Annotated in this window: 16 protein-coding genes; 6 read left to right on the forward strand and 10 right to left on the reverse strand. The window is 40.8% G+C overall.

The features are described from left to right. Positions 1 to 4: 4 nt before the first annotated feature. Positions 5 to 247 (forward strand): hypothetical protein, encoded by a 243-nt coding sequence (locus tag N5852_RS08570; protein ID WP_262097397.1) that lies wholly within the window; start codon positions 5 to 7, stop codon positions 245 to 247. 162 nt (positions 248 to 409) lie between these two features. Here the strand turns inward: N5852_RS08570 and N5852_RS08575 are convergent, their stop codons facing one another. The 4 genes from N5852_RS08575 to N5852_RS08590 all read right to left on the reverse strand — a co-directional run bounded on the left by N5852_RS08575 (position 410) and on the right by N5852_RS08590 (position 9427). Continuing rightward, positions 410 to 553, reverse strand: coding sequence for a DUF1127 domain-containing protein (locus tag N5852_RS08575; protein WP_262097398.1), 144 nt, complete (start codon positions 551 to 553; stop codon positions 410 to 412). Between the two features lie 236 nt (positions 554 to 789). Next, complete coding sequence (locus N5852_RS08580) at positions 790 to 2244, reverse strand: glutamate synthase subunit beta (RefSeq protein ID WP_262097399.1); 1455 nt, start codon at positions 2242 to 2244, stop codon at positions 790 to 792. A 77-nt stretch (positions 2245 to 2321) separates the two neighbouring features. Beyond that, positions 2322 to 7046 (reverse strand): glutamate synthase large subunit, encoded by a 4725-nt coding sequence (gltB, locus tag N5852_RS08585; protein ID WP_262097400.1) that lies wholly within the window; start codon positions 7044 to 7046, stop codon positions 2322 to 2324. A gap of 740 nt (positions 7047 to 7786) precedes the next feature. Next, positions 7787 to 9427: a Na+/H+ antiporter gene (locus tag N5852_RS08590; protein WP_262097401.1), complete on the reverse strand. Its 1641-nt coding sequence runs from the start codon at positions 9425 to 9427 to the stop codon at positions 7787 to 7789. A gap of 341 nt (positions 9428 to 9768) precedes the next feature. Between N5852_RS08590 and N5852_RS08595 the strand changes: the two genes are divergently transcribed. Beyond that, positions 9769 to 10269 (forward strand): hypothetical protein, encoded by a 501-nt coding sequence (locus N5852_RS08595; protein WP_262097402.1) that lies wholly within the window; start codon positions 9769 to 9771, stop codon positions 10267 to 10269. Here the strand turns inward: N5852_RS08595 and N5852_RS08600 are convergent. Beyond that, a complete protein-coding gene (locus N5852_RS08600; RefSeq protein ID WP_262097403.1) occupies positions 10262 to 10681 on the reverse strand; it encodes a SufE family protein in 420 nt (139 codons plus the stop codon). The two genes, N5852_RS08595 and N5852_RS08600, sit on opposite strands and share 8 nt — an antisense overlap. 556 nt (positions 10682 to 11237) lie before the next feature. Between N5852_RS08600 and N5852_RS08605 the strand changes: the two genes are divergently transcribed. Further along, a complete protein-coding gene (locus N5852_RS08605) occupies positions 11238 to 11720 on the forward strand; it encodes a hypothetical protein (protein ID WP_262097404.1) in 483 nt (160 codons plus the stop codon). 228 nt (positions 11721 to 11948) lie between these two features. On the opposite strand, the gene N5852_RS08610 is transcribed toward N5852_RS08605, so the two are convergent. Then, entirely contained in the window at positions 11949 to 12257 is a 309-nt protein-coding gene (locus N5852_RS08610) for a DUF5330 domain-containing protein (RefSeq protein ID WP_262097405.1), read from the reverse strand. Between the two features lie 579 nt (positions 12258 to 12836). On the opposite strand from N5852_RS08610, the gene N5852_RS08615 reads away from it, so the two are divergent. Together N5852_RS08615 and N5852_RS08620 are read left to right on the forward strand one after the other, a co-directional pair. Beyond that, complete coding sequence (locus tag N5852_RS08615) at positions 12837 to 14033, forward strand: sensor histidine kinase (RefSeq protein ID WP_262097406.1); 1197 nt, start codon at positions 12837 to 12839, stop codon at positions 14031 to 14033. Further along, positions 13996 to 14721 carry a peptidoglycan-binding domain-containing protein gene (locus N5852_RS08620; RefSeq protein WP_262097407.1) on the forward strand — a complete coding sequence of 242 codons (726 nt, stop codon included), beginning with the start codon at positions 13996 to 13998 and terminating at the stop codon, positions 14719 to 14721. The genes N5852_RS08615 and N5852_RS08620 overlap by 38 nt, the downstream gene beginning before the upstream one ends. A 331-nt stretch (positions 14722 to 15052) precedes the next feature. Here N5852_RS08620 and N5852_RS08625 read toward each other — a convergent pair whose 3' ends face one another. The 4 genes from N5852_RS08625 to N5852_RS08640 form a co-directional block, all read right to left on the reverse strand. Further along, positions 15053 to 16678, reverse strand: coding sequence for a DUF2497 domain-containing protein (locus N5852_RS08625; RefSeq protein WP_262097408.1), 1626 nt, complete (start codon positions 16676 to 16678; stop codon positions 15053 to 15055). 534 nt (positions 16679 to 17212) lie between these two features. Next, the gene (locus N5852_RS08630) at positions 17213 to 18559 is read right to left on the reverse strand and encodes a TolC family outer membrane protein (protein ID WP_262097409.1); all 1347 of its coding nucleotides are present in this window, start codon (positions 18557 to 18559) and stop codon (positions 17213 to 17215) included. 229 nt (positions 18560 to 18788) lie between these two features. Next, a complete protein-coding gene (locus N5852_RS08635) occupies positions 18789 to 19463 on the reverse strand; it encodes a protein-L-isoaspartate O-methyltransferase family protein (protein ID WP_262097410.1) in 675 nt (224 codons plus the stop codon). A 239-nt stretch (positions 19464 to 19702) separates the two neighbouring features. Further along, the gene (locus N5852_RS08640) at positions 19703 to 20416 is read right to left on the reverse strand and encodes an SDR family NAD(P)-dependent oxidoreductase (RefSeq protein ID WP_262097411.1); all 714 of its coding nucleotides are present in this window, start codon (positions 20414 to 20416) and stop codon (positions 19703 to 19705) included. A 530-nt stretch (positions 20417 to 20946) separates the two neighbouring features. On the opposite strand from N5852_RS08640, the gene N5852_RS08645 reads away from it, so the two are divergent. After that, complete coding sequence (locus N5852_RS08645) at positions 20947 to 21708, forward strand: NAD kinase (protein ID WP_262097412.1); 762 nt, start codon at positions 20947 to 20949, stop codon at positions 21706 to 21708. The last annotated feature ends 67 nt before the right edge of the window (positions 21709 to 21775 follow it).

Below are 21775 nucleotides of genomic sequence, written 5' to 3' on the forward strand. Positions count from 1 at the left end.
ACAAATGCAATATTTACTTTCCGGTTCAAATTTTCCTTCGACAGTGACCGCCTTAACCTTTTTATTTTTTTTCATAATAGATAAACAAAAATATAGCATTACTACAGAGCCGCAAAGCCAAAGATTTAAATATGCAACTATATTTTGCGCGATCTTAAAAAATAAGCAGCGATATATAAAACAGCCAAAAATAAATTTTGCGCATAAAAAAACACCTGCTGCGGGAGGAGGTGCAGCAGGTGTTTGAATTGAAAACCGACTGGGAGGAGGAGGAGATGCCGGTCTTCGAAAACTTCCATGGCTTGGGAGGAAGAAATAAGCCCCGAAAAAATATTAGACATTAATTTAATGTCTGTATCCCATTTAATAAGCACTCAGCCAATCAGCGAGCGCTTTAATTAAACTTTAATTAGCGTGTTGCACGACGAGCAATTGAAGGAATCTCAGCGCGATTTATGCCAAGGTCGTTAAGCTCACGTGTTGAAAGGCGATTTAATTCATTAACCGTTGTACGGTAACTACGCCAATTGTTGAAAGAGCGAACCAAATTCATTTTAATCACCTAGATATTGTTTATTAAGCTTTATTGCTTTGTTAAATAATATATAGGACTTTCACTCAATTTTGAGTAGAGCTAAATTTGCATGGCTGCCTAACCGATTTGGCAAAGATCACAGGCCAAACCATAACAGTCCCGAACACCATAGTTTAGGTGAAGGTTTAGCGTGTAAATAATCTATGACATCCAAAAGCGCACCTAAAAAGACAGCTAGATGCGCTTTTAATCGCCTAACGAGGTAATAAAGTTGACCCCATAAGGTATTTATCAATCGCATGAGCAGCTTGACGACCTTCACGTATAGCCCAAACTACCAAAGATTGACCACGGCGCACATCACCCGCAGCAAAAAGCTTGTCAATACTGGTTTGATAATCGCGGTCATTTGCATTAACCGAACTACTGCCACGACGGTCAACAGTAATATTTAATGCATCACCAAATTCATCAAGCACGCCTTTTTGGTAAGGGCCAGAAAAGCCAATAGCAATAAAAGCAAGATCAGCACGGATAAAAAATTCGGTACCGGCAATGGGTTTGCGCTTTTCATCAACATGGCAGCATTTCACATGGGTTAAATTGCCCTCTTCACCAATAAATTCAAGCGTCGCCACCTGAAACTCGCGAATAGCCCCTTCAGACTGGCTGGTGGAAGTACGCATTTTGGTTGCCCAGTAAGGCCAAACAGCTAGCTTATCTTCTTTTTCAGGTGGTTGTGGACGAATATCTAACTGCGTTACCTTAACTGCACCTTGGCGAAATGCTGTTCCAACACAGTCAGAAGCGGTATCACCACCGCCAACAACAACCACATGCATACCATCAGCTACAATAGCAGGCGATGGCCAACCAGCAGAATCGATATTTTCGCGGCCAACACGGCGATTTTGCTGAACAAGATAATTCATAGCATCATGAACGCCATAAAATTCTGATCCTGGAATACCAGCAGGGCGCGGCGTTTCTGAACCACCGCAATAAAGCACCGCATCATATTCATCAAGCAATTCCTTAGCGGGTTTATTGACACCAATATTAACGCCGCAATGAAATGTTACCCCCTCGCCCTTTAATTGCTCCAAACGGCGATCGATCAGTGATTTTTCCATCTTGAAATCAGGAATACCATAGCGCAGCAAGCCTCCTGGGCGGCTTTCACGCTCATAAACATCAACATTATGCCCGGCGCGCGCTAATTGTTGAGCTGCCGCCATTCCTGATGGACCAGAACCGATAATGGCAACGCTTTTACCAGTACGCATGGCAGCAGGTTGCGGATTTAAAAAGCCAAGTTCATAAGCCTTATCAGCAAGAGCCTGTTCAATTGTTTTAATATTAACTGGGGCATCTTCCAAATTAAGGGTACACGATTCCTCGCATGGAGCAGGGCAAATACGGCCGGTAAACTCTGGAAAATTATTTGTAGTGAGAAGATTACGAATAGCTTCTTCCCAACGGCCATTATAGGTTAGATCATTCCAATCTGGGATTTGGTTATGGACAGGGCAGCCTGTTGGCCCATGACAATAAGGCACACCACAATCCATACAACGAGCGGCCTGTTTCTTTATTTCATCAGAACTTAATGGAATGGCAAATTCGCGAAAATGGCGAATACGATCGGCCGCAGGTTGATATTTTTGCGACTGGCGGTCAATTTCAAGAAAACCGGTAACTTTTCCCATAATATTTTATCTTTCTTTAATCTGCATAAGGCGATGGGCTGCGCGGTTCTTTGCCGCGCAATCCCGTTAAAAGCAGTCTATTCGGCTGCTGTGCCCACACGCAAAATTTCCATTTCTTCCAATGCACGGCGATATTCAACAGGCATAACTTTTACAAATTTTGGACGGAACATTTCCCAATTATCCAAAATTTGTTTTGCCCGCGTTGAGCCAGTATAATGGTGATGATTAGCTATCATCTGCATCAAACGCTCTTCGTCATGACGCGTCATATTGGCTGACACATCGACACGCCCCTTATGCATAAGGTCGCCACCGCGATGATGCAGCTTTTCAAGCATATCATCTTCTTCTGGTACTGGCTCCAATTCAACCATCGCCATATTGCAGCGGCGTGAAAAATCTCCTGCCTCATCAAGCACATAAGCAACGCCGCCCGACATGCCAGCAGCAAAGTTTCGCCCTGTTTGGCCAATAACAACTACAACACCGCCAGTCATATATTCGCAGCCGTGATCACCAACGCCTTCAACAACAGCAGCAACACCAGAATTGCGCACCGCAAACCGCTCACCAGCAACACCACGGAAATAGCATTCACCTTCAATGCCGCCATATAGAACTGTATTGCCAACAATGATTGAATCCTCGGCAATGATTTTGGAATCATCCGATGGTCTGATGATAATGCGGCCGCCTGACAAGCCTTTACCCACATAATCATTACCATCGCCAATGAGTTCAAAAGTAATACCTTTGGACAAAAACGCACCAAATGATTGCCCAGCCGTGCCGAAAAAACGAGCCGTAATTGTATTATCAGGCAAACCGCGATGGCGATAACGCTTTACCAACTCGCCTGAAAGCATAGCACCTGTTGAACGATCAACATTGCGGATGACCGTCTCGATTTCAACCTTTTCACGCCGTTCCAACGCAGGCTCAGCAAGTTTAATTAATTTACGGTCAAGAACATCATCAATCGGATGGTACTGCAATTGCGTATGATAAGTATCTTCTTTTTTAGCCTCTGGCATATGGAACATTTTGGAAAAATCTAAGCCCTTAGCTTTCCAATGGTCCACTAATGCTGTTTTATCCAATAGATCAGACCGACCAATAATATCGTTTAAATGACGATACCCCATCGCAGCCAAGAAACCCCGTACTTCTTCCGCCAAGAAAAAGAAGAAGTTTATCACATGTTCAGGCGTACCCTTAAAGCGCTTACGTAAAACAGGATCTTGGGTGGCAACACCCACTGGGCAGGTATTTAAATGGCACTTACGCATCATGACGCAACCAGCAGCGATAAGTGGCGCAGTGGCAAAACCAAATTCGTCAGCACCAAGCAAAGCACCAATAATCACATCGCGCCCCGTACGCAAACCACCATCAACTTGCAAAGCAATGCGTGAACGAAGACCGTTTAAAATAAGGGTTTGCTGCGTTTCAGCAAGACCAATTTCCCAAGGGCTACCAGCATGCTTTAGTGATGTTAAGGGCGCAGCACCAGTGCCACCATCATAGCCAGACACAGTAATATGGTCAGCTCTTGCCTTAGCAACACCGGCAGCAACTGTACCAACCCCAACTTCAGACACCAATTTCACCGAAATATCAGCGGCAGGATTGACGTTTTTAACGTCATAAATAAGCTGTGCCAAATCTTCAATCGAATAAATATCATGATGCGGCGGCGGCGAAATAAGACCAACGCGCGGCGTTGAGTGACGGGTTTTAGCAATGGTTGCATCAACCTTATGACCAGGAAGCTGCCCGCCCTCGCCCGGCTTTGCACCTTGCGCTACCTTAATCTGGATCATATCAGCATTGACAAGATATTCAGTCGTCACACCGAAGCGACCTGATGCCACCTGCTTGATTGCAGAACGCTCAGGATTTGGTGTACCATCCGGCAATGGATAAAGCCGATCTGGTTCTTCGCCGCCCTCGCCAGTATTAGATTTTGCGCCAATGCGGTTCATGGCAATAGCAAGAGTGGTATGGGCTTCACGCGAAATGGAGCCAAAGGACATTGCACCAGTTGAAAAGCGTTTTACAATATCAATTGCTGGCTCAACCTCATCAAGAGCAACGGGTTCTAAACCGCGCTCGCTAGCAAGCTTAATATGGAAAAGACCGCGAATATTTCTGTTTCTTGCGCTTTCACCATCAATACGTTCGCAATAGGCTTTAAACAATTCTGGGCTAGTTGTGCGCACAGAATGTTGCAATTCGGCAATTGCATCGGGTGTCCATGCATGTTCTTCACCGCGCATACGGTAAACATATTCGCCGCCCACATCGAGAAAATTCTTCAACACTGGGTCATTGCCAAATGCCCCCTTATGGCGAAGCGCGCTTTCTTGGGCAACTTCCGCAAGATCAATGCCTTCAATAGTCGTTGCCGTACCAGTGAAAAAACGATCGACAAAGGATTGCTTTAAACCAATGGCATCAAAAATTTGCGCACCACAATAGGATTGATAGGTAGAAATGCCCATTTTAGACATAACTTTAAGCATGCCCTTACCAATAGACTTAATGAAACGATAAACAACTTCATCATCGCTTACTTCTACTGGAAATTCGCCGCGCCGATACATATCGATAAGTGTATCAAAAGCAAGGTAAGGATTAATTGCTTCAGCACCAAACCCCGCAAGACAGCAAAAATGATGAATTTCGCGCGGTTCACCCGATTCAACCACCAAACCAACAGAGGTACGCAAACCACGGCGGATAAGATGATGATGCACCGATGCCGTTGCCAGCAGCGCTGGAATAGGAATACGATCTGGCCCAACTTGGCGATCTGAAAGAATAATAATGTTATAGCCACCATGCACCGCAGCCTCGGCACGTTCACAAAGGCGGCTAACCGCACCCTCCATACCATTTGCACCTTCTTCAGCCGCATAGGTCATATCAAGTGTTTTGGTATCAAAACGGTCTTCCGTTTGGCCAATAGCACGAATTTTTTCCAAATCACCATTGGTCAAGATCGGCTGGCGCACTTCCAAACGCTTGCGCCGCGATGTGCCAACAAGATCAAAAATATTAGGACGCGGCCCAATAAAAGACACAAGGCTCATCACCAATTCTTCACGGATTGGATCAATTGGCGGATTGGTCACTTGGGCAAAGTTTTGCTTAAAATAAGTATAAAGCAGCTTTGACTTTTCAGACATGGCCGAAATTGGCGTATCAGTTCCCATTGAACCAACAGCTTCTTGCCCCGTGGTTGCCATAGGCGACAATAATAGCTTGGTGTCCTCTTGGCTGTAGCCAAAAACTTGTTGGCGGTTAAGCAGTGTCACATCTTTGCGCAGCGAGCGCGGTTCAACCGGACTTAGCTCTTCCAAAATAAGCTGCGTGTTATCCAACCACTTTTGATATGGGTGACGTGTTGCAATTTCAGACTTTACTTCCTCGTCAGAAATGATGCGGCCTTCCTCAAGATCAAGCAGCAACATGCGACCGGGCTGCAAACGCCATTTACGCACGACTTTTTCCTCAGCTACTGGCAGCACACCAGCTTCAGAAGCTGCAATGACAAAATCATCATCGGTGACAATATAGCGCGCTGGGCGCAAACCATTACGATCAAGGGTTGCACCAATTTGGCGACCATCGGTAAAAATAACCGCAGCAGGTCCGTCCCAAGGTTCCATTAACGCCGCATGATATTCATAAAATGCGCGCCGTTCATCGCCCATAAGTGCATTGCCAGCCCAAGCTTCTGGCACTAACATCATCATGGCATGAGCAACGGAATAGCCACCTTGCACCAAAAACTCTAAAGCATTATCAAAACAAGCAGTATCGGATTGACCTTCATAGGAAATAGGCCAAAGCTTAGAAATATCATTGCCAAATAATTCTGAATCAACCGATGCTTGGCGCGCCGCCATCCAATTAACATTGCCGCGCACAGTATTAATTTCACCATTATGGGCCACCATGCGGAAAGGGTGCGCAAGCTTCCAAGATGGAAAAGTATTGGTTGAAAAGCGTTGATGCACCAAAGCCAAGGCACTTTCAAAACGCTTATCTTTCAAATCCTTATAATAAGCACCAACTTGATAGGCAAGAAACATGCCTTTATAAACAATAGTACGAGATGAAAGCGAAGCGATATAAAAACCATCATCGCGCCCTTCTGTCTCGTCAAAAATGCGGTTTGAAATAACTTTACGCAAAACAAATAAACGGCGTTCAAAATCATCCTGCGTGGTTAAATTGGCATTGCGACCAATGAAAACCTGACGATGAACCGGCTCAGTTGCGACAATTGCGGCTGCTTTAGATAGGGATGCGTTATCAACGGGCACATCACGAAACGCAATAAATTGCTGCCCTTCTGCAATGATCACTTCACGGATGATATTTTCAATATGGGCGCGCATAGTTGCATCTTGCGGCATAAAAATATGACCGACACCATATTGCCCCACTTCTGGAAGAGTTACATCTTGAAGCGCCATTTCTTCACGAAAAAAGCGATCTGGTATTTGCACCAATATGCCTGCGCCATCGCCCATTAATGGATCGGCACCAACGGCACCACGATGGGTTAAATTTTCAAGAATAAACAAACCATCTTCAATAATCTTATGGCTTTTTTGGTTCTTTAAATGGGCAATAAAACCAACGCCGCAAGCATCACGTTCATTAATGGGATTATAAAGACCTTGCGCATCAGGAAAACCGAAAGGCTTCGTAGTTTTTTTTTGTGCTGTTTTGGCTAAAACAGTACTGGAAAAACCATTTGAAGAGGATGGCGTAAACTGCGTCATCGTGAAGCCTTTCTTTAAACATGTTCCTATTTTTTAACAATTACAAGGAACGGATTATTCATATGCTTGCTTTTCATAAAAATAGTGGCTTAAACTTATTGCTTTGCTGAATTTTCTTTACAATTCAAAAAGATAAAATACTCGCCCCAAGTGCCAATTGCTCTAACTCAATATGCTTAATGCCACTTATGACAGCAATACTGTCCTATTTATGGCAGAAAAATTAGAACTCTTCAAGTACTTAATGAAAACTATTTATGCAAATTGGGTAATTTTATTGCTTAAAAGGCGGGCATTTATTGCAAAAAAAATCATCATATTTTTGACGATCGTCTATTATTTATGCGATAAGCGCGCATTTTTGAGGGCATCGTACAAATTTTGCCCTAATTTTGATTATTTAATGAAGAGTTTTTAGAAAAGTTGCACAAATTATAAGCAGTACAAATTTTAGTCATTGTGGTGATTTTTTTATGCAACATGTGGAAAAAAGCATCTTTTGATCAAAAAATTAGCATAAATCAATTGAAAATCCGCTTAAATGCCTAAAAATTTGATTTTTTTCACACAGAAATTAGTGGTGATCTTCTTTAATCGCCCTATTGAAAAGTTGAAGCCTATTAAACGCAGCTTTTATTGCTATCGTAGAAGAAGCGATTAACAACATAAATTACACATTTATGGTTTGAGCATAGTAAATATGATTATCCTATGCTCAAACTAGCAGCAAATATCAGCACTCATGCATTAGAAAAGCGCGTTTCAAGCAGATCAACTTCACGAATAAATTTATCAACTGCTTCTTCGGATAATTGATGGCGGCGGCCATAATTATAATAGACCTCACGTTCTGCTTTCAATGCAACAAGGCGTAATTTTCGCTCAATTTCAGCGGCATGCAAATTCGCACTCACTTGCTCATCGGTTGCAGAAAGTTCTGCTAAGCGGTCTCGATACCCCTCCATCACTCGCGATCCCGCAAGCGTATAAAGGTCGGCATCATTGCGCCCCTCACTCATGCTATGGACAGCTTTTTCAACCGCTTTAATGGCTGCTTCTGCTGCACTTGAGCGCGCCTTTTCTTCTTCTTTTTGATGAGATGGCTCAGGTGGCAATTCGATATTATTCAATAAATAAGGCAAGCTGATACTCGCAACAATTAATGATAATAAAATAACGCCAGCTGCTAGAAAAATGGCGAGGTCACGACCGGGAAATGGTGAATTGTCGGGCAAAAACAAAGGAAATGTTAAAACACCCGCAAGGGTAACAGTTCCACGAACACCTGCCAGAGATGTTGCAGTAATCAAACGCCAACCCGGCGCATAAGGCTTTAATCCCTTTTTATGGGCGCGCGCCAAGGTAAACTTTAGAGAAATCCAAACCCAGATAAAGCGTAAAACTGCCAAAGTTGCGTTAATTGCCACTACATAGAAAAGTAGCCAAAGCGGATTTTCATGCCCAGCTTGCTCAACCACAGAATGAGCACTGGCGATAATTTGCGGCAGTTGCTCACCAAGCAATACGAAAATAATACCATTTGCAGTAAATTGAACCGTATTCCAAACTGCGTTTCTTTGTATGCGAATAGCGGCAAGGTTTTTTAACTTATCTTCGGTGAAACTCATTGAAATGCCAGCAGCAACGGCGGACAAAATACCAGATGTATGGGCTTCTTCTGCCAATAGATAAGCAGCAAAAGGAATAAGTAAGCTAACCAACACATTAGATCCGGCTTCATCGCCGAATTTTCGCGTCCAAAAACTTGTGAGCTTTGTAATAATAAAAGTAGTTGCAACACCAATTACCAAACCACCGACTGCCGTCCATAAAAAAGTTGATATAACAACAGTAATTGAAAAAAGACCATACATTGCCGCGTCAAGTGCAAAGCGCATGCTAACAAGACCTGACGCATCATTTAGAAGCGATTCACCTTCCAAAATATGCATAAGCCGTTTTGGCACTGCTACACGTTTTGCAATGGCTGAAACAGCTACTGGATCGGTTGGGGAAATAACCGCCGCCAATGCGAAACTTACCGCCAATGGCATTGTTGGAATAAGCCAATAGATAAAAAAGCCCGCGCCAATAACAGTTGCTACCACCAAGCCAAGGGCCAAGGCTAAAATTGTCCATTTATCACGCTGCAAGCCTTCCTTAGGAATGCGCCAGCCATCAAGAAACAGTAAAGGAGGTAGAAACAAAAACATAAACAATTCAGGTCTTAACTTAACGCCAAGATCTGCAACGCTGGCGATAAAAAAACCAACAGCAATTTGAATAAGCGGGATGGGAATAGGAATTGGGGAAGCGCGTGAAATACCACTGCTTATCACGACCGCAACAAGAAGAATAAGAACAATAAAGACAGATTCCACAACCAAACCCCAATATGCAACACTTTAATCAAGGGGTACCCCCCTAGCCTAAAGACTCAAATTTAAAAATGCTATAAATCATCTGATAGATAAGGACAAATGTGATTTAGAAAAAACTTCAATCATTCTTGTGTCAGCAATAGGGCTAAAATCATCTATATTTTATGACTACTCAATCACAGTTATGTTAAGTATAATAAACGCATGGGATTTTAGATAATAAATTTAATCATTAAAGCGGAGCAATGCCAACAAATATAGATTTATCCATTATAGCTTAAGGATGGGATTGTATATATTAGTCGTTTTTAAAAAATATTTTCTTGATAAGTGAATTTTTAATGATGAAATCAAAGATAAAAAGCCAATACGCAGTTTTGATGTCAACTTATGTGCTAATCGGACCATTTTTTGGGGCGCTACCCTATCTTGTTGTTCTCTTCATATTCGGCATTATAAAAAGCGAAACACTTTATTCCTTGATTAATCTTGATTTTTACATTGGTTTTATTAAGCTTATATCAGAACTTATACCTGTGGCTTATCTGCTAGGCTTGCCTGCAGCAATGCTACAAGGCTTATACAGTTGTTGGCACCTAAAAAACCATACTGCACCAAAAAAATCATTAAATTTTCTGTTTCTTGTTATAAGCTCATTCATCATCTCAATGAGCATTATAACATATTTTACGTATAAAGAGACGTCCCTTGCGATGCTCTTATTACGCAGCATTTTAATGACTTTTCCTTATGCATTGTCATCTTTGCTCGCTATTTACTTATGCAATAAAACCATAAAGCGCTTAATGGATAAAAAGCCCATTAAGCAGTATGTCATTTAATTTGCAAACGCGCTTCTTGCTGAACTCGCCCAACCATAGAGCGCAATCCGTTTGATCGTTGCGGCGTTAAATTTTCATCCAAGCCTAATTTTTTCAATAATGCTTCAGCATCGATTTCTAAAATTTCTGAAGCCTTATGGCCAGAATATAATGCCAATAAAATATAAACGAGGCCACGCACAATATGCGCATCGGAATCGCCGATAAAATACATTACCGGATCATTTTCACCATCAACCTTATAGTCTAGCCACACTTGGCTGACACAACCTGGCACCTTGTGAACATCATCACGCGATGTTTCTGGATAGGGGGACAATTCATGACCAAGTTCGATGACATAACGATAACGATCCTCCCAATCGGTTAGGAATGAAAAGTTTTCAATGATTTCATCAATTGTCTCAGTCATTTTTACTTCTTTCGCTTTTTACGCGCTTACCGCTCCGCATTTTTACAAGCACAAGCTGTCATTTTACTATCACTTCACCGCACTCATTCACGTGTTACAGCTTTTACATCAGATAGATTCCCAAGCAAGATGCAACACGGCTTTATTTGAAGCATAATTTGATGCCTTTTCCAAGCTCTTTCATAAAGGCTTAAAATGGTATTTGATAGTAAAGGCACTTTCTCCATGTGGTGTCTGACGGTTATTATCACTTCCTAGTGGGATAGAGCATCAAGATGCGTTTTTCTAGGACCTTCCCTAGTACATAAGCTTTCCACGCCACCAATTTTTAACCAATCGCTGATCTGTTGGCGTGCCCTGTGCTTTGATAAGCATTCACCAGTAAGCCTTAACATAATACTAACTTTTCAAAACGACCAAAAAGTTTGTGATTTTAATGATAGTGCCCTTTAGACCTAGCTTACCCTATTAATGACTTTAAGTTGAATTTTACACTTAACAAATATGTTTGATTGTATAATCATATTTCTTGACTAAATTTTAAATGGGTTTAGCTATGGAACCAACAAAAATACAAAAAGCTAGTACATTAATAATAGCTTATATCTCATTAGGCCCGTTAATCGGAGTGTTACCCTATATTTTTTTTATCGCAATAACGATGATAATAGATGATGGAGTTTCTGCTACATTATTAAATTTAGAGTTTCATAAAACCATTCTGGGTATTGCATTTGGTATGACATTTTTAGCCTATATTTTGGGCTTACCGGCGGCTATTATTAATGGATTATATTATTGGTGGTATGTCGAACATAACCGTCCATTAAGTTTCGTTCGCAAAACTTTATTTTGTATTATAACATCATTTATAATTGTTTTTGTTATGGTTCGTTTTATCCATACAAAACAAGTCACTATGTTCACTTCACTTTATGTAAGTTTAATATCTGCTATTTTCTATTCAATGTCATCGCTTTTAGCGATTTATTGCTGTGACAAACTAAGCAGTTACCGCTTAAAAAAACGAATACGCTAGATTTTACTTAAATCACGTTAGCTTGTAAGCGCACTTCTTGCTGACCACGACCAACCATAAAACGCAATCAGTTTGAGAATTGAAATATTACATTTCAATCAAGTCCCAATTTTTTCAATAATGATTGAGGATTATTTTACGCGCTTTGACATGAAAATTTATAATCTTTAACAGCCAAGGAAAAAATAATGTCGACAACATTTTAATTATACTACCAATCAAAAAACTTTATTGAGCTTCCAAATTGTTTTCTGTTTCTCCGCCTAATTTTTCATTTAAAAATTCATAGGAAATGCGTGCGCCTTCAAGCGCTTTATCTTTTAAACCAGCAAAAAATGTTTTTCCTGTAGCACAAGTTTCAGGATTTCGATCACAGAATCCACTTAAATCATTAAGCGTAGATTGGAACGCAAATACACCATCAAGGGTCGAATGAGACTCTCCGCTGTTATGCGCTCTTTGCTCAGAAGGGGCGAAATAAGCGACTGCTATAAAAAGCAATATGAGAAAAAAAGTTACCTTAATCAAGAATCTCATGCAAGATACACCCCAATAGTTATGACCAATCAAAAAAGATAACATGTTGATTATAATATATATAATCAACATATATTTATTTAAAGCTTTAAATATTTTCAACCAATATGGATTACTCTCAAGCGCGTTAAATTACCTGCACTATAATTAGTCGATAAAAGCTGTAAAACTATTCCAGCCTCAACATAAAATTCAAACCCATGATAAATCAATAAGTCTGAAATGAGGCTAATTTGTCCACACTATATCAATAAAATATTGATGAATCATTTATCAAAACAACATCAATATAATTTCAGCTTTTAATAAGAGATATCACCATCCTCTTTAAATATCGGTACAAATAAATAGTCGCATTGCCCAATAAAAATTAAATTAGATATATAATTTGCTTATTTTAAAGCGGATCTATGTTCATAGAAAATTACGGTTTTAAACCATATTTTGTTAACCATAATTGCAGGTTTGCGGACTAAATGCGGCAAAAAAAAGATCAGTTATCATTTCATTAAGCCCTTAAAGGCAATTTAGCATCACCGCCAAGTACACAATACTTAGCAATAAGCAGCTATCACACAAATGGTAATTATGGAACATCAAGCATCTATTAAACTCACGGTTTCAACTCAAGGCTACATTCGCGCCTATCAAGGTGAAACCCCAAATTATGGCTTTTTTCAAAAAGGAAAACACCTTTCCGAAACAGCTCATATTAATGATAAGATAGCTTTGATGACATTGCTTGATAATGCCCGAATGGGGAAAAAGGATAATAATAGCCAATCTTTCCGTTTTTTAGACATTGATGGCACGTTTACTAGCTTTCAAATGAGCAATGCGACCCTTGGCATTAATGGTATAAGCATTGACTGCCAATTGGTGGATGAAAAAGCGGCAATGGAGATATCATCTGCCGAAAGTTTCAGCAGTAATAAAACGAGCAATGACATACAAAATCAACTGCCACTATTTACACTTGCTGCGCACGAAATGCGTGAACCGCTTAACGCGATAATAGGCTTTAGCGATTTTCTTATTCATGAGTTTGCGGGAACACTTGAAACTCAGAAACAACGCCAATATGCACAGCATATTAAAGATTCAGGCAACCACCTTCTTGAACTGATAATAGCCTATCTTGAAAAACAAGAATTGCAAAACGCCCCAATAGATCAAGATGTTGATAGCACTATTGCAGAGGCTATAGCTATAACTGGCCATCGCACAAAAAATCGGAAAGTCGTATTTGAACCGAGCTGCCACAAAAATTATTATACAACATTGAAGAGTTTCCAGCTAAAGCAGGTTTTAATTAATCTCATTACCAATGCTGCAAAATATAGTGACGATGACTCCATTATCACGATACAGCAGCGTGTATTAAAAAATAACAATCTGCTCATTACAGTTAGCGACACGGGTACAGGAATTGCCGAAGAGGACATAAAAGAACTCTGCCAACCTTTTAAAAGAGCCGACAATGTATTATCCTCCGATATTGACGGCCAAGGCATTGGTCTTTCACTGGTATTTGGGATTGTTGAAGCAGCTAAGGGTAGTGTTACAATCAGCAGTAGGAGAAACCGAGGCACCACAATATCTATTACACTGCCCCTTGGTAACGGACCAATGATTGATGAACACCTTAAACAACAAAAAAGTGACTGTAACAATTTGCATCTTTTGTCAATGAACGATAAAAACCAAGCAGCAAAACTTCATGAAAAATATTTAGGCGATGGCAAAAGCAAAAACCAAATCAACAAAACGGCGTAAAACAAAGAAAAAAAGCCAACAGCGGATTACCAATGTAATCTCGTCACGTGTAGCACTGCTATTAAAATGGCTTATTTATTCTGCGGGAAAAACAATTAAAAATAACCCACTGCTATCCTTTGGCTTTTTTCTATTTTTATGCTTGACTTTATTTCTAGCATTTAGCAGTTTTTTTAACCAAAATATGATTGCGCGAAGCTTTTTCTTCACTTCCCATATCGAAAAAAACCCAACGACAACTGCAAACTCTCTTACTATTGAAAGCTTGTTGAGCGAAGAGACCAATAGCCAACAAGCCCAAAATCATAATTCTATTCCAGCTTTGGAAAATCAAATCGTTCCATCACCTCGTCCACAGCCCTCTCAAAACTCAGCAATACCACGCCAGCAAACGCCGTCATTGATGGGGGTACCACAAGTTAAACCCAAACCATTAACAACGAATAATTTGCCGACAACAATATTATCAAAGGAAAAAGCCCAAATTATGCGTGTGCAAACTGCATTACGTAATTTTGGCAATATAGACCTTATTGTAAATGGCGTCATCGATACCCCTACAAAAAAAGCAATTATCGCCTTTCAAAAAAAATTTATGATGAATGAGACGGGCATAATTAATCGCCAGTTACTCAATAAACTTCGCGAACTCGGCCTATTAGAAAACGACACGAATGGGCTTTATTGACCACTTTGCAGATTAAAACTAGTTCGCAAAAACGTGCAATTAATGGGACTTATGCAAGATTTTCAATTAAATATTTCTAGCAATAGCTGAAATAACGATTGCGGGGAAACTATTTCCCAATAAATAACCAAGCTTAATAAGCCGTTTCTTCAATAATTAAACAAGTGCTAAATCAAAATAAAAACACCCTGTATTCATTTAATACAGGGTGTTTTCAAATTTTATTGCCATTAATATACTGCTCAAATGCTGCTTACTTTTATCACTTTAATAAGCTGCAAAAATCTCGCATTTTTGCTAATTTTTTTTAATCAATGTATAATTCAATAGACTATCGAAGTTGAGCTTGAATAACGCGCTTTATCTCTTCCCTTAAAACCTTTTCAAAAAGGTCGCTAAAGTGCTCATCAAGCCATTTGGCGATGTAAGGACGCAATAAGTTTTCAGCTGACCTTTCAAAATCAGCATCCAACGCTTTATCCATATTGTCCATTTCGCGCTTAACCTCTGCCTCGATCATCTCTGTGGCTTTCTGCTCTACGCGCGTTTGCGGTGTGCTTCGCGTAGACACACTTTGCGGACGAAGCGGGGCTTGCGGTAAAGATGAGGCGGTTTGAAACGCTGTATCTTTCGCAGGAATACTCATAAAAGCAGAACGCAGTGCCTGACTCAAAAAATGAGGTTTTTGAGGTGCTGAACGAGGAAACGGTACATTATTGTGAGCACTACGCGCACTATTATCTGCTTCACGCGGTTCGGCTTGAGCCTCAGGCGCCACCAAATTTTGCATCTGTTGGTTATCCACCACTTGGCGCTCGCTTTGCGCCACATCAACATTAGGCCGATGCATGCTAACATTAGCAGGCCGCTGATTGGGATTTAATTCATTGGGAACCTGCGGATCTACCGGAAACTGTTGCGGATTGATCCGCGCTTCGTGTCTTTCACTAGCCTGTGGTTCAGCATTAAAATTCGGCTGCTGTATTGGTACTCGTCTTTCTGCGAGGGGATTTTGCCGAACACTACTTTGCGGTGGTGCAGCATTTAGCCGTGTATCAGCATTTACAGTGCGAGGCTGCGGTGGCATAGGACGATTGGTATTTGGTTGCGACGCTGCATTGGCTTGCATTTGCTGATTACGCATTGCCGCATCATTTGGCTGGCCAATATCTCTTTGCTGAGGCGCAGGCCGCGCTTGTGGCATTTCACGTGCTCGCATTGCTTCCATTGCGGCTTGCGGTGCTGAATGTTGGGGTGGAATTGCTTGATTTGCGGAAGGATTTAGCGCTTGAGCATTGCGTTGCTGCAATGGCTGCCCTTGAAATTTTACAGCCTGATCTGGTGTGTTTTGTGGGCGCGGCTGGCCAGCCACCATTGGCTTATTGACTGAGCTTTGCAAAGCATTGCCTTGAACTGGTGGTTGATTGATATTGCCGCCATGGGAAGCTCCGTTAACAACACGTGACTGGGGAATGGCACTTGGATTTGGAACTTGTGACGCACGCTCTGGTGATGGGGTTTTAACCATCATTACTGCAGGTGGAGGTGCCACGTGTTGGCGTTCATCATGAACAGCATTAGCTTCCATTGGGCTATCACTGTCTTCGCTATGGCGTAAACCAATACGCGCTGCTAATGCGTTCATAGCATCCTGCACAGGTGGAGCTTCGGCATTACTTGGACTAACATCACCATATTGTTGAACATTAAGTCGAGAACTGCGCTCGTCTCCTACCGACATACGCGCCATTGGATCAGGCGATAAGTGATTTTGATTTGCTCTCGTTTGATTATCACTAGTATTATCACGCTGTACTGAAACGGCGGGTGCGGTCGTTTCTTGCCTATTTAAATTTCTATTCGGTGAAGGCCCCGTATTTTCTTCGATGATCTCACGAATAGATGCGAGAAGCTCATCCATGCTTGGCTCTTGCATTGCATTTGGACTTTGTGCCATCAATCCCACCTAACTCTCAGTAACTGCCGAAACATAATTTGAATATATGATATCTCTTATTTACTCGTAACCATGAGATAATCCAGCGTAAACAGACAGCCTTTCATATTTTGTAAAAAACTTGTTAAATCTAAAAAATAACCACAACATTAGTATATTTTTTTTAATTATTACATTCCAGTCCCAAAAGGCTTTTTTCATCAAACTTAACATTTATTTTTTGAAAATGACCCAATATCGGACATATTAGCTAAGAAAAAGCTATAAGATAGGCAAATTATAATTTGTTAAAACAAAATCAAACCAACAACATTCTAAAATACATTTGATTCGATTTAACATAGCCCACAAACTTGTTAAACATCCTCGTAATTCACCAAAACTGAAACAATACCTCGAAGCATCAACCAGTTACTGCGCGACAAACTTTATAAAAGAACATAGGTCCCCGCCGCAAAGTAAAATAAGCTAAAACTAATATATATTAGCTATTTTATTGAAAACGCCCCTTAAATAGATGCTTACCGTAAATTATTAGCGTGGAAATGGTGGACGCAAACCAAACCATTTAAATTGCACCGCATCAAAATGAATTTTAGGGTCGTAATAAGTTACTTGTAAGTTCAATTGTTGAGCGCTCATACGACCAATTGCAACAACTAGCCCATAACTTGCAACAACAGCATCACGCTCTGCCGATACTAGGCTTACTTGAGAATCAATAAGCATACCGCGAGAATTCAATACATCGAGGGTAGTAGCCTGCCCTACCCTATTTTCCTCGATACGACCATTAAGAGCAATTTTATTAGCAGCAACACTATCGCGATAGGCGGCAACAGATGCCTTAGCACCATCTAATTGTGAAAGCGCAGCACTTAACTCTTGGCGAACTTGATCAACATAAAGGTCAACCTGAATTTGCGATAAACCAAGCTGTTCTTTAGATTGGCGAATCTGTGCGGAGGTGCGACCACCTTGATAAAATGGCACATTTAACGCAAGCCCAATCGAGTTAGCTCTACCGCTGGTACCTGGACCATCATAAACTTCATTATAAGAACTCGCCAATCGCAAGCTAACCTGCGGAAGCAAGGCCCCTTCATTAGCTTTCACGCGATAAGAAGCGGCGTCAACTGCATAACGTGCAGATAAAATTGCAGGATGCTCTACCCTTGCAATTTCAAAACCCGATTTCGCATTGCGAGGAAGACCACTTGCCGATGTTGGATTATCAAGTTTTTCAGCTTCGACACCAATAACCTGACGATATATTGCTTCTTTAGACTTCACATCAGCTTTTGCCAGATGCAATTGTGAAACAGCAAGAGCACGTTGGGCTTCAGATTGCGCAAGGTCAGTTCTAGTGCCCTCACCAACCTCTAGCTTAGCTCTATCGGCACGAACTTGCTCATCAAGCGCGGCAAGATTTTCTTGGCGCAATGCAGCAATGCGCCGTGCCATATAAACATCAGCATAAGCTTCAACAGCTGAATATAGCTGATTTTGTTCACTATTGCGCAAAAATTCACGCTGTGCTGCTGCCTGCAACTCTGCGGCGCTAATATTATTTTTTGTTGAAAAACCGTCAAAAATTACTTGATCAAGCTGAATACCGACGGAGCCAACAGTTGAATAATAGGGATTTCCAGCACTATTCCCACGAGTATAGCTAGCAAATGCTGCTATGGAAGGACGATAACCAGACCGCGCTATTGCAACATCCTCATCTTTAACGCGGACTGAGGCACGGTCGGAATTGAGGCGACTATTATTATTGTAAGCCTTTGAAAGCGCTCCCATCAAATTTTCTGCCTTTGATGGCGCGCTTGAAAGAATCGTGCCTGAAACCAGCAGAGCTGCCAACAGTGCTTTTTTCATATTTTTCACAATCCCAACCAATCTCAATTATCACTTTATTTATTGCTATAGCCTAGCTGCGAATTTCGCAATACCAAGCTTATTTTTTTTAAAGTCACAGATAGCCTATCGCTCATAAAATCAGCAAGCGTTGCATGAAAACAACTAGATTATAACTCAACTTTAAAAGGCGTTGCTTATCAATGAACCTATACTCAAGCAAATTTAACAAAAAGGCATTGATATAATATTAAAATACAAATTCTTGTTTCTTTAAAAAGCCAGCCAATGGTTTAACAGCAAGATTAAAACCACGGCGCACAGATATTACACCATCTTCTTTAATGAAGAGGCGAGCAACACCTGCATTACCGTGCCCGACAACAGCAACGAGGCGTCCACCTTCACGCAATTGAGAAAACAAAATTTCCGGCACAAAATCAACAGAACCTTCAATCACAATAACGTCAAATGGTGCCTCTTTCTTATAACCTTCCTGCAATGGTCCATTAACAACAACAACATTATCATAACCATTATTTTCAAGATTATTTTTCGCAGTCTGCGCTAAAGCCTCATCACTTTCAAGCGCAATAACCGAACTTGCCAATTCCGAAAGAACAGCAGCACTATAGCCCGTCGTAGAGCCAATATCGAGAACTATATCGCTTTTGGAAACATCTACAAGCTGCAAAAGTTTGGCAAATGGTGCAGCCTCCATGATAAAGCGGGCTGGCTCGCCATTGCCTACAGGCTTTACCTCAACATCTTCATCAATATAGGAAAATTTCTTAAAATCTTCTGCGACAAAATTTTCACGCGGCACGGTAAGAAGAGCCGACAATACAGAAAGGCGTGTTACATCAACAGTGCGAACTTGATTATCAACCATTTTGCGGCGAAGTTCAGCATAATCTATATTCATAAGAAATCCTTCCGGCATTTTTTTATAAAGACGGCAACCTGCCTCTATTTATCGCTATGCGAAGCAGAAGTCCACTCAAAATCAAAAAATAAACTTGATATTAAAAATGACATCGACTTTTTCAATTTGCACCCTTTAAACATGGTTAATGGCAAGAGCAACTAAAATAACAACATTATAAGCAGATTCACACTCTATGAGAGTGTCAAGCCTTTCACAAAATCCAATTAGCGAAGGCTTTACCATATTTCCTTATAGGGCCGCAATTCAACATTAAACGACCAAGCACCGCGCGGCTGGTGCGCAATATGCCATAATTCCTCAGCAATATCATTGGGTTGAATGAAATAATCGTCATTATTATTGCGATTCATCGACCATTGCACATCGATGACAGCATCTATAACCACATAAGCAACGTGGATCCCTTTGGGGCCCAATGAGCGGGCAATTGATTCTGCCAAAATTCTTTGTGCAGCTTTTGTCGGCGCAATACCGGCAAAATTGCTTTTACCGCGAATAGCTGCTGCATTGCCTGTAACAATGAAAACACCATGGCCAAGTTCAAGCATCAAAGGTGACAATTTGCGTGTCACATGCAAAAACGCCATAACATTAGTGTTAAAATTCATCGCAAGTTGCTGTGGATCTATCTCCAAAAAATCGCCAAAAACACCTTGAAACGCGTTAAAGACAACAACTTGCGGCAAACCATGATTTGCAATAATTTCATCGAGCTGACGATCAAATGCTTCCATATCAGTAATATCAACTGGATATCCAAAAGCGCCTTCAATTTCAGCTTCATATTTTTCTAGCCGGCCGTGATTTCGCGCAATCATCGCAACATCATAGCCACCAGCAGCAAAACGCTTTACGGCCTGATAACCAGTCCCCACACCAACACCAATCACCAAGGCGCAAGGATTTTTGTGCATGACTGGCTCTTCCATTATGTGCTCCATAACCGTTTTGTGCAAAAAGCACATGACCTAAATTTGACTGACCATTTAAAAAATCTTTAAGACCTTTTGATAGCATAAGCCATATTTTTTTTCATTTAATTGCAAAAAGCAATTTTTAAAGCAAAAGCTCAGCTATAATAAATAGATAATCGCTTCTTCAAAGACATTGATTGTCACAACTGCTAAGCTACAAACAGCGACGCTCCAATGATTGCTTAAACTCAAAAAGCTCATTTATAAATCTGCTGTCACAGATATTTATAAAAGATACAATGCCTTGTTCAAGCTTTTTAATTTCAATATTGCGATTTAAAACTGTTTTAATACCCAAGATCAAAAGCGATAATTCTTGAACGACAAAAAAACACTTTCATAAAGTAAAAATTATTCTGATCCCAAAACTACCAGATTTTTAAATTTGCTTATGACACTGATTTGAAGCATATTATCGCCTGATTATAAAATTTAATATATTTTTCCCATTAATACCAAATTTTAAATTAAAAAGTTCACACTCAATGGTAAAATTTCACTTCATTGCTGCGCAAACGCCAAATGCTGCAAAAGCAGCGCAAGCCCTTATCAAACGCTATGGGCAAAATAGCGCTGAAGAAGCAACAACTATCATTGTCCTAGGCGGCGATGGAACCATGCTACAAGTGGTGCGCGATTTTATGAATAGTCAAAAACCAATTTATGGTATGAATCGCGGCTCCATTGGTTTTTTAATGAATGAATATGAAATAAAAAATCTTCCCGAACGTGTTGCCGTTGCCCATATGGAAGAAATTCATCCATTAGAGATGATTGCAGAATCAAAACTAGAAGGAAGCATTAAAGCCCTTGCCATCAATGAAGTGTCGTTGTTTCGCCAATCCTATCAGGCCGCAAAAATTAAAATCAGCATTGACAACCAAATCAGAATGGAAGAATTGATTTGTGATGGCATTATGGCAGCAACCCCTGCCGGTTCTACCGCCTATAATCTATCGGCACAAGGACCTATTTTACCGCTATTGGCACCACTTATTGCGTTAACACCCGTAAGCCCATTTCGCCCACGCCGTTGGCATGGCGCGCTTTTGCCAGATACTGCAACCATACGTTTTGATATGCTTGAGCAAGATAAACGACCCGTTAATGCCGCCGCTGACAATATTGAGGTTAAAACGGTTACCAGCGTAACCATTTATTCAGCCAAAAATATCACTGCACGTATATTATTTGACCCCAACCATTCTTGGGATGAGCGAATCCTATCTGAGCAATTCAAATATTAATTTTTTGATTCGCACAGATTTTGCAGAACCTTTAAAAAAACCACGAGTAATCCATTACTCGTGGTTT

This window comes from Bartonella sp. HY328 (assembly GCF_025449335.1).
GTDB lineage: Bacteria > Pseudomonadota > Alphaproteobacteria > Rhizobiales > Rhizobiaceae > HY038.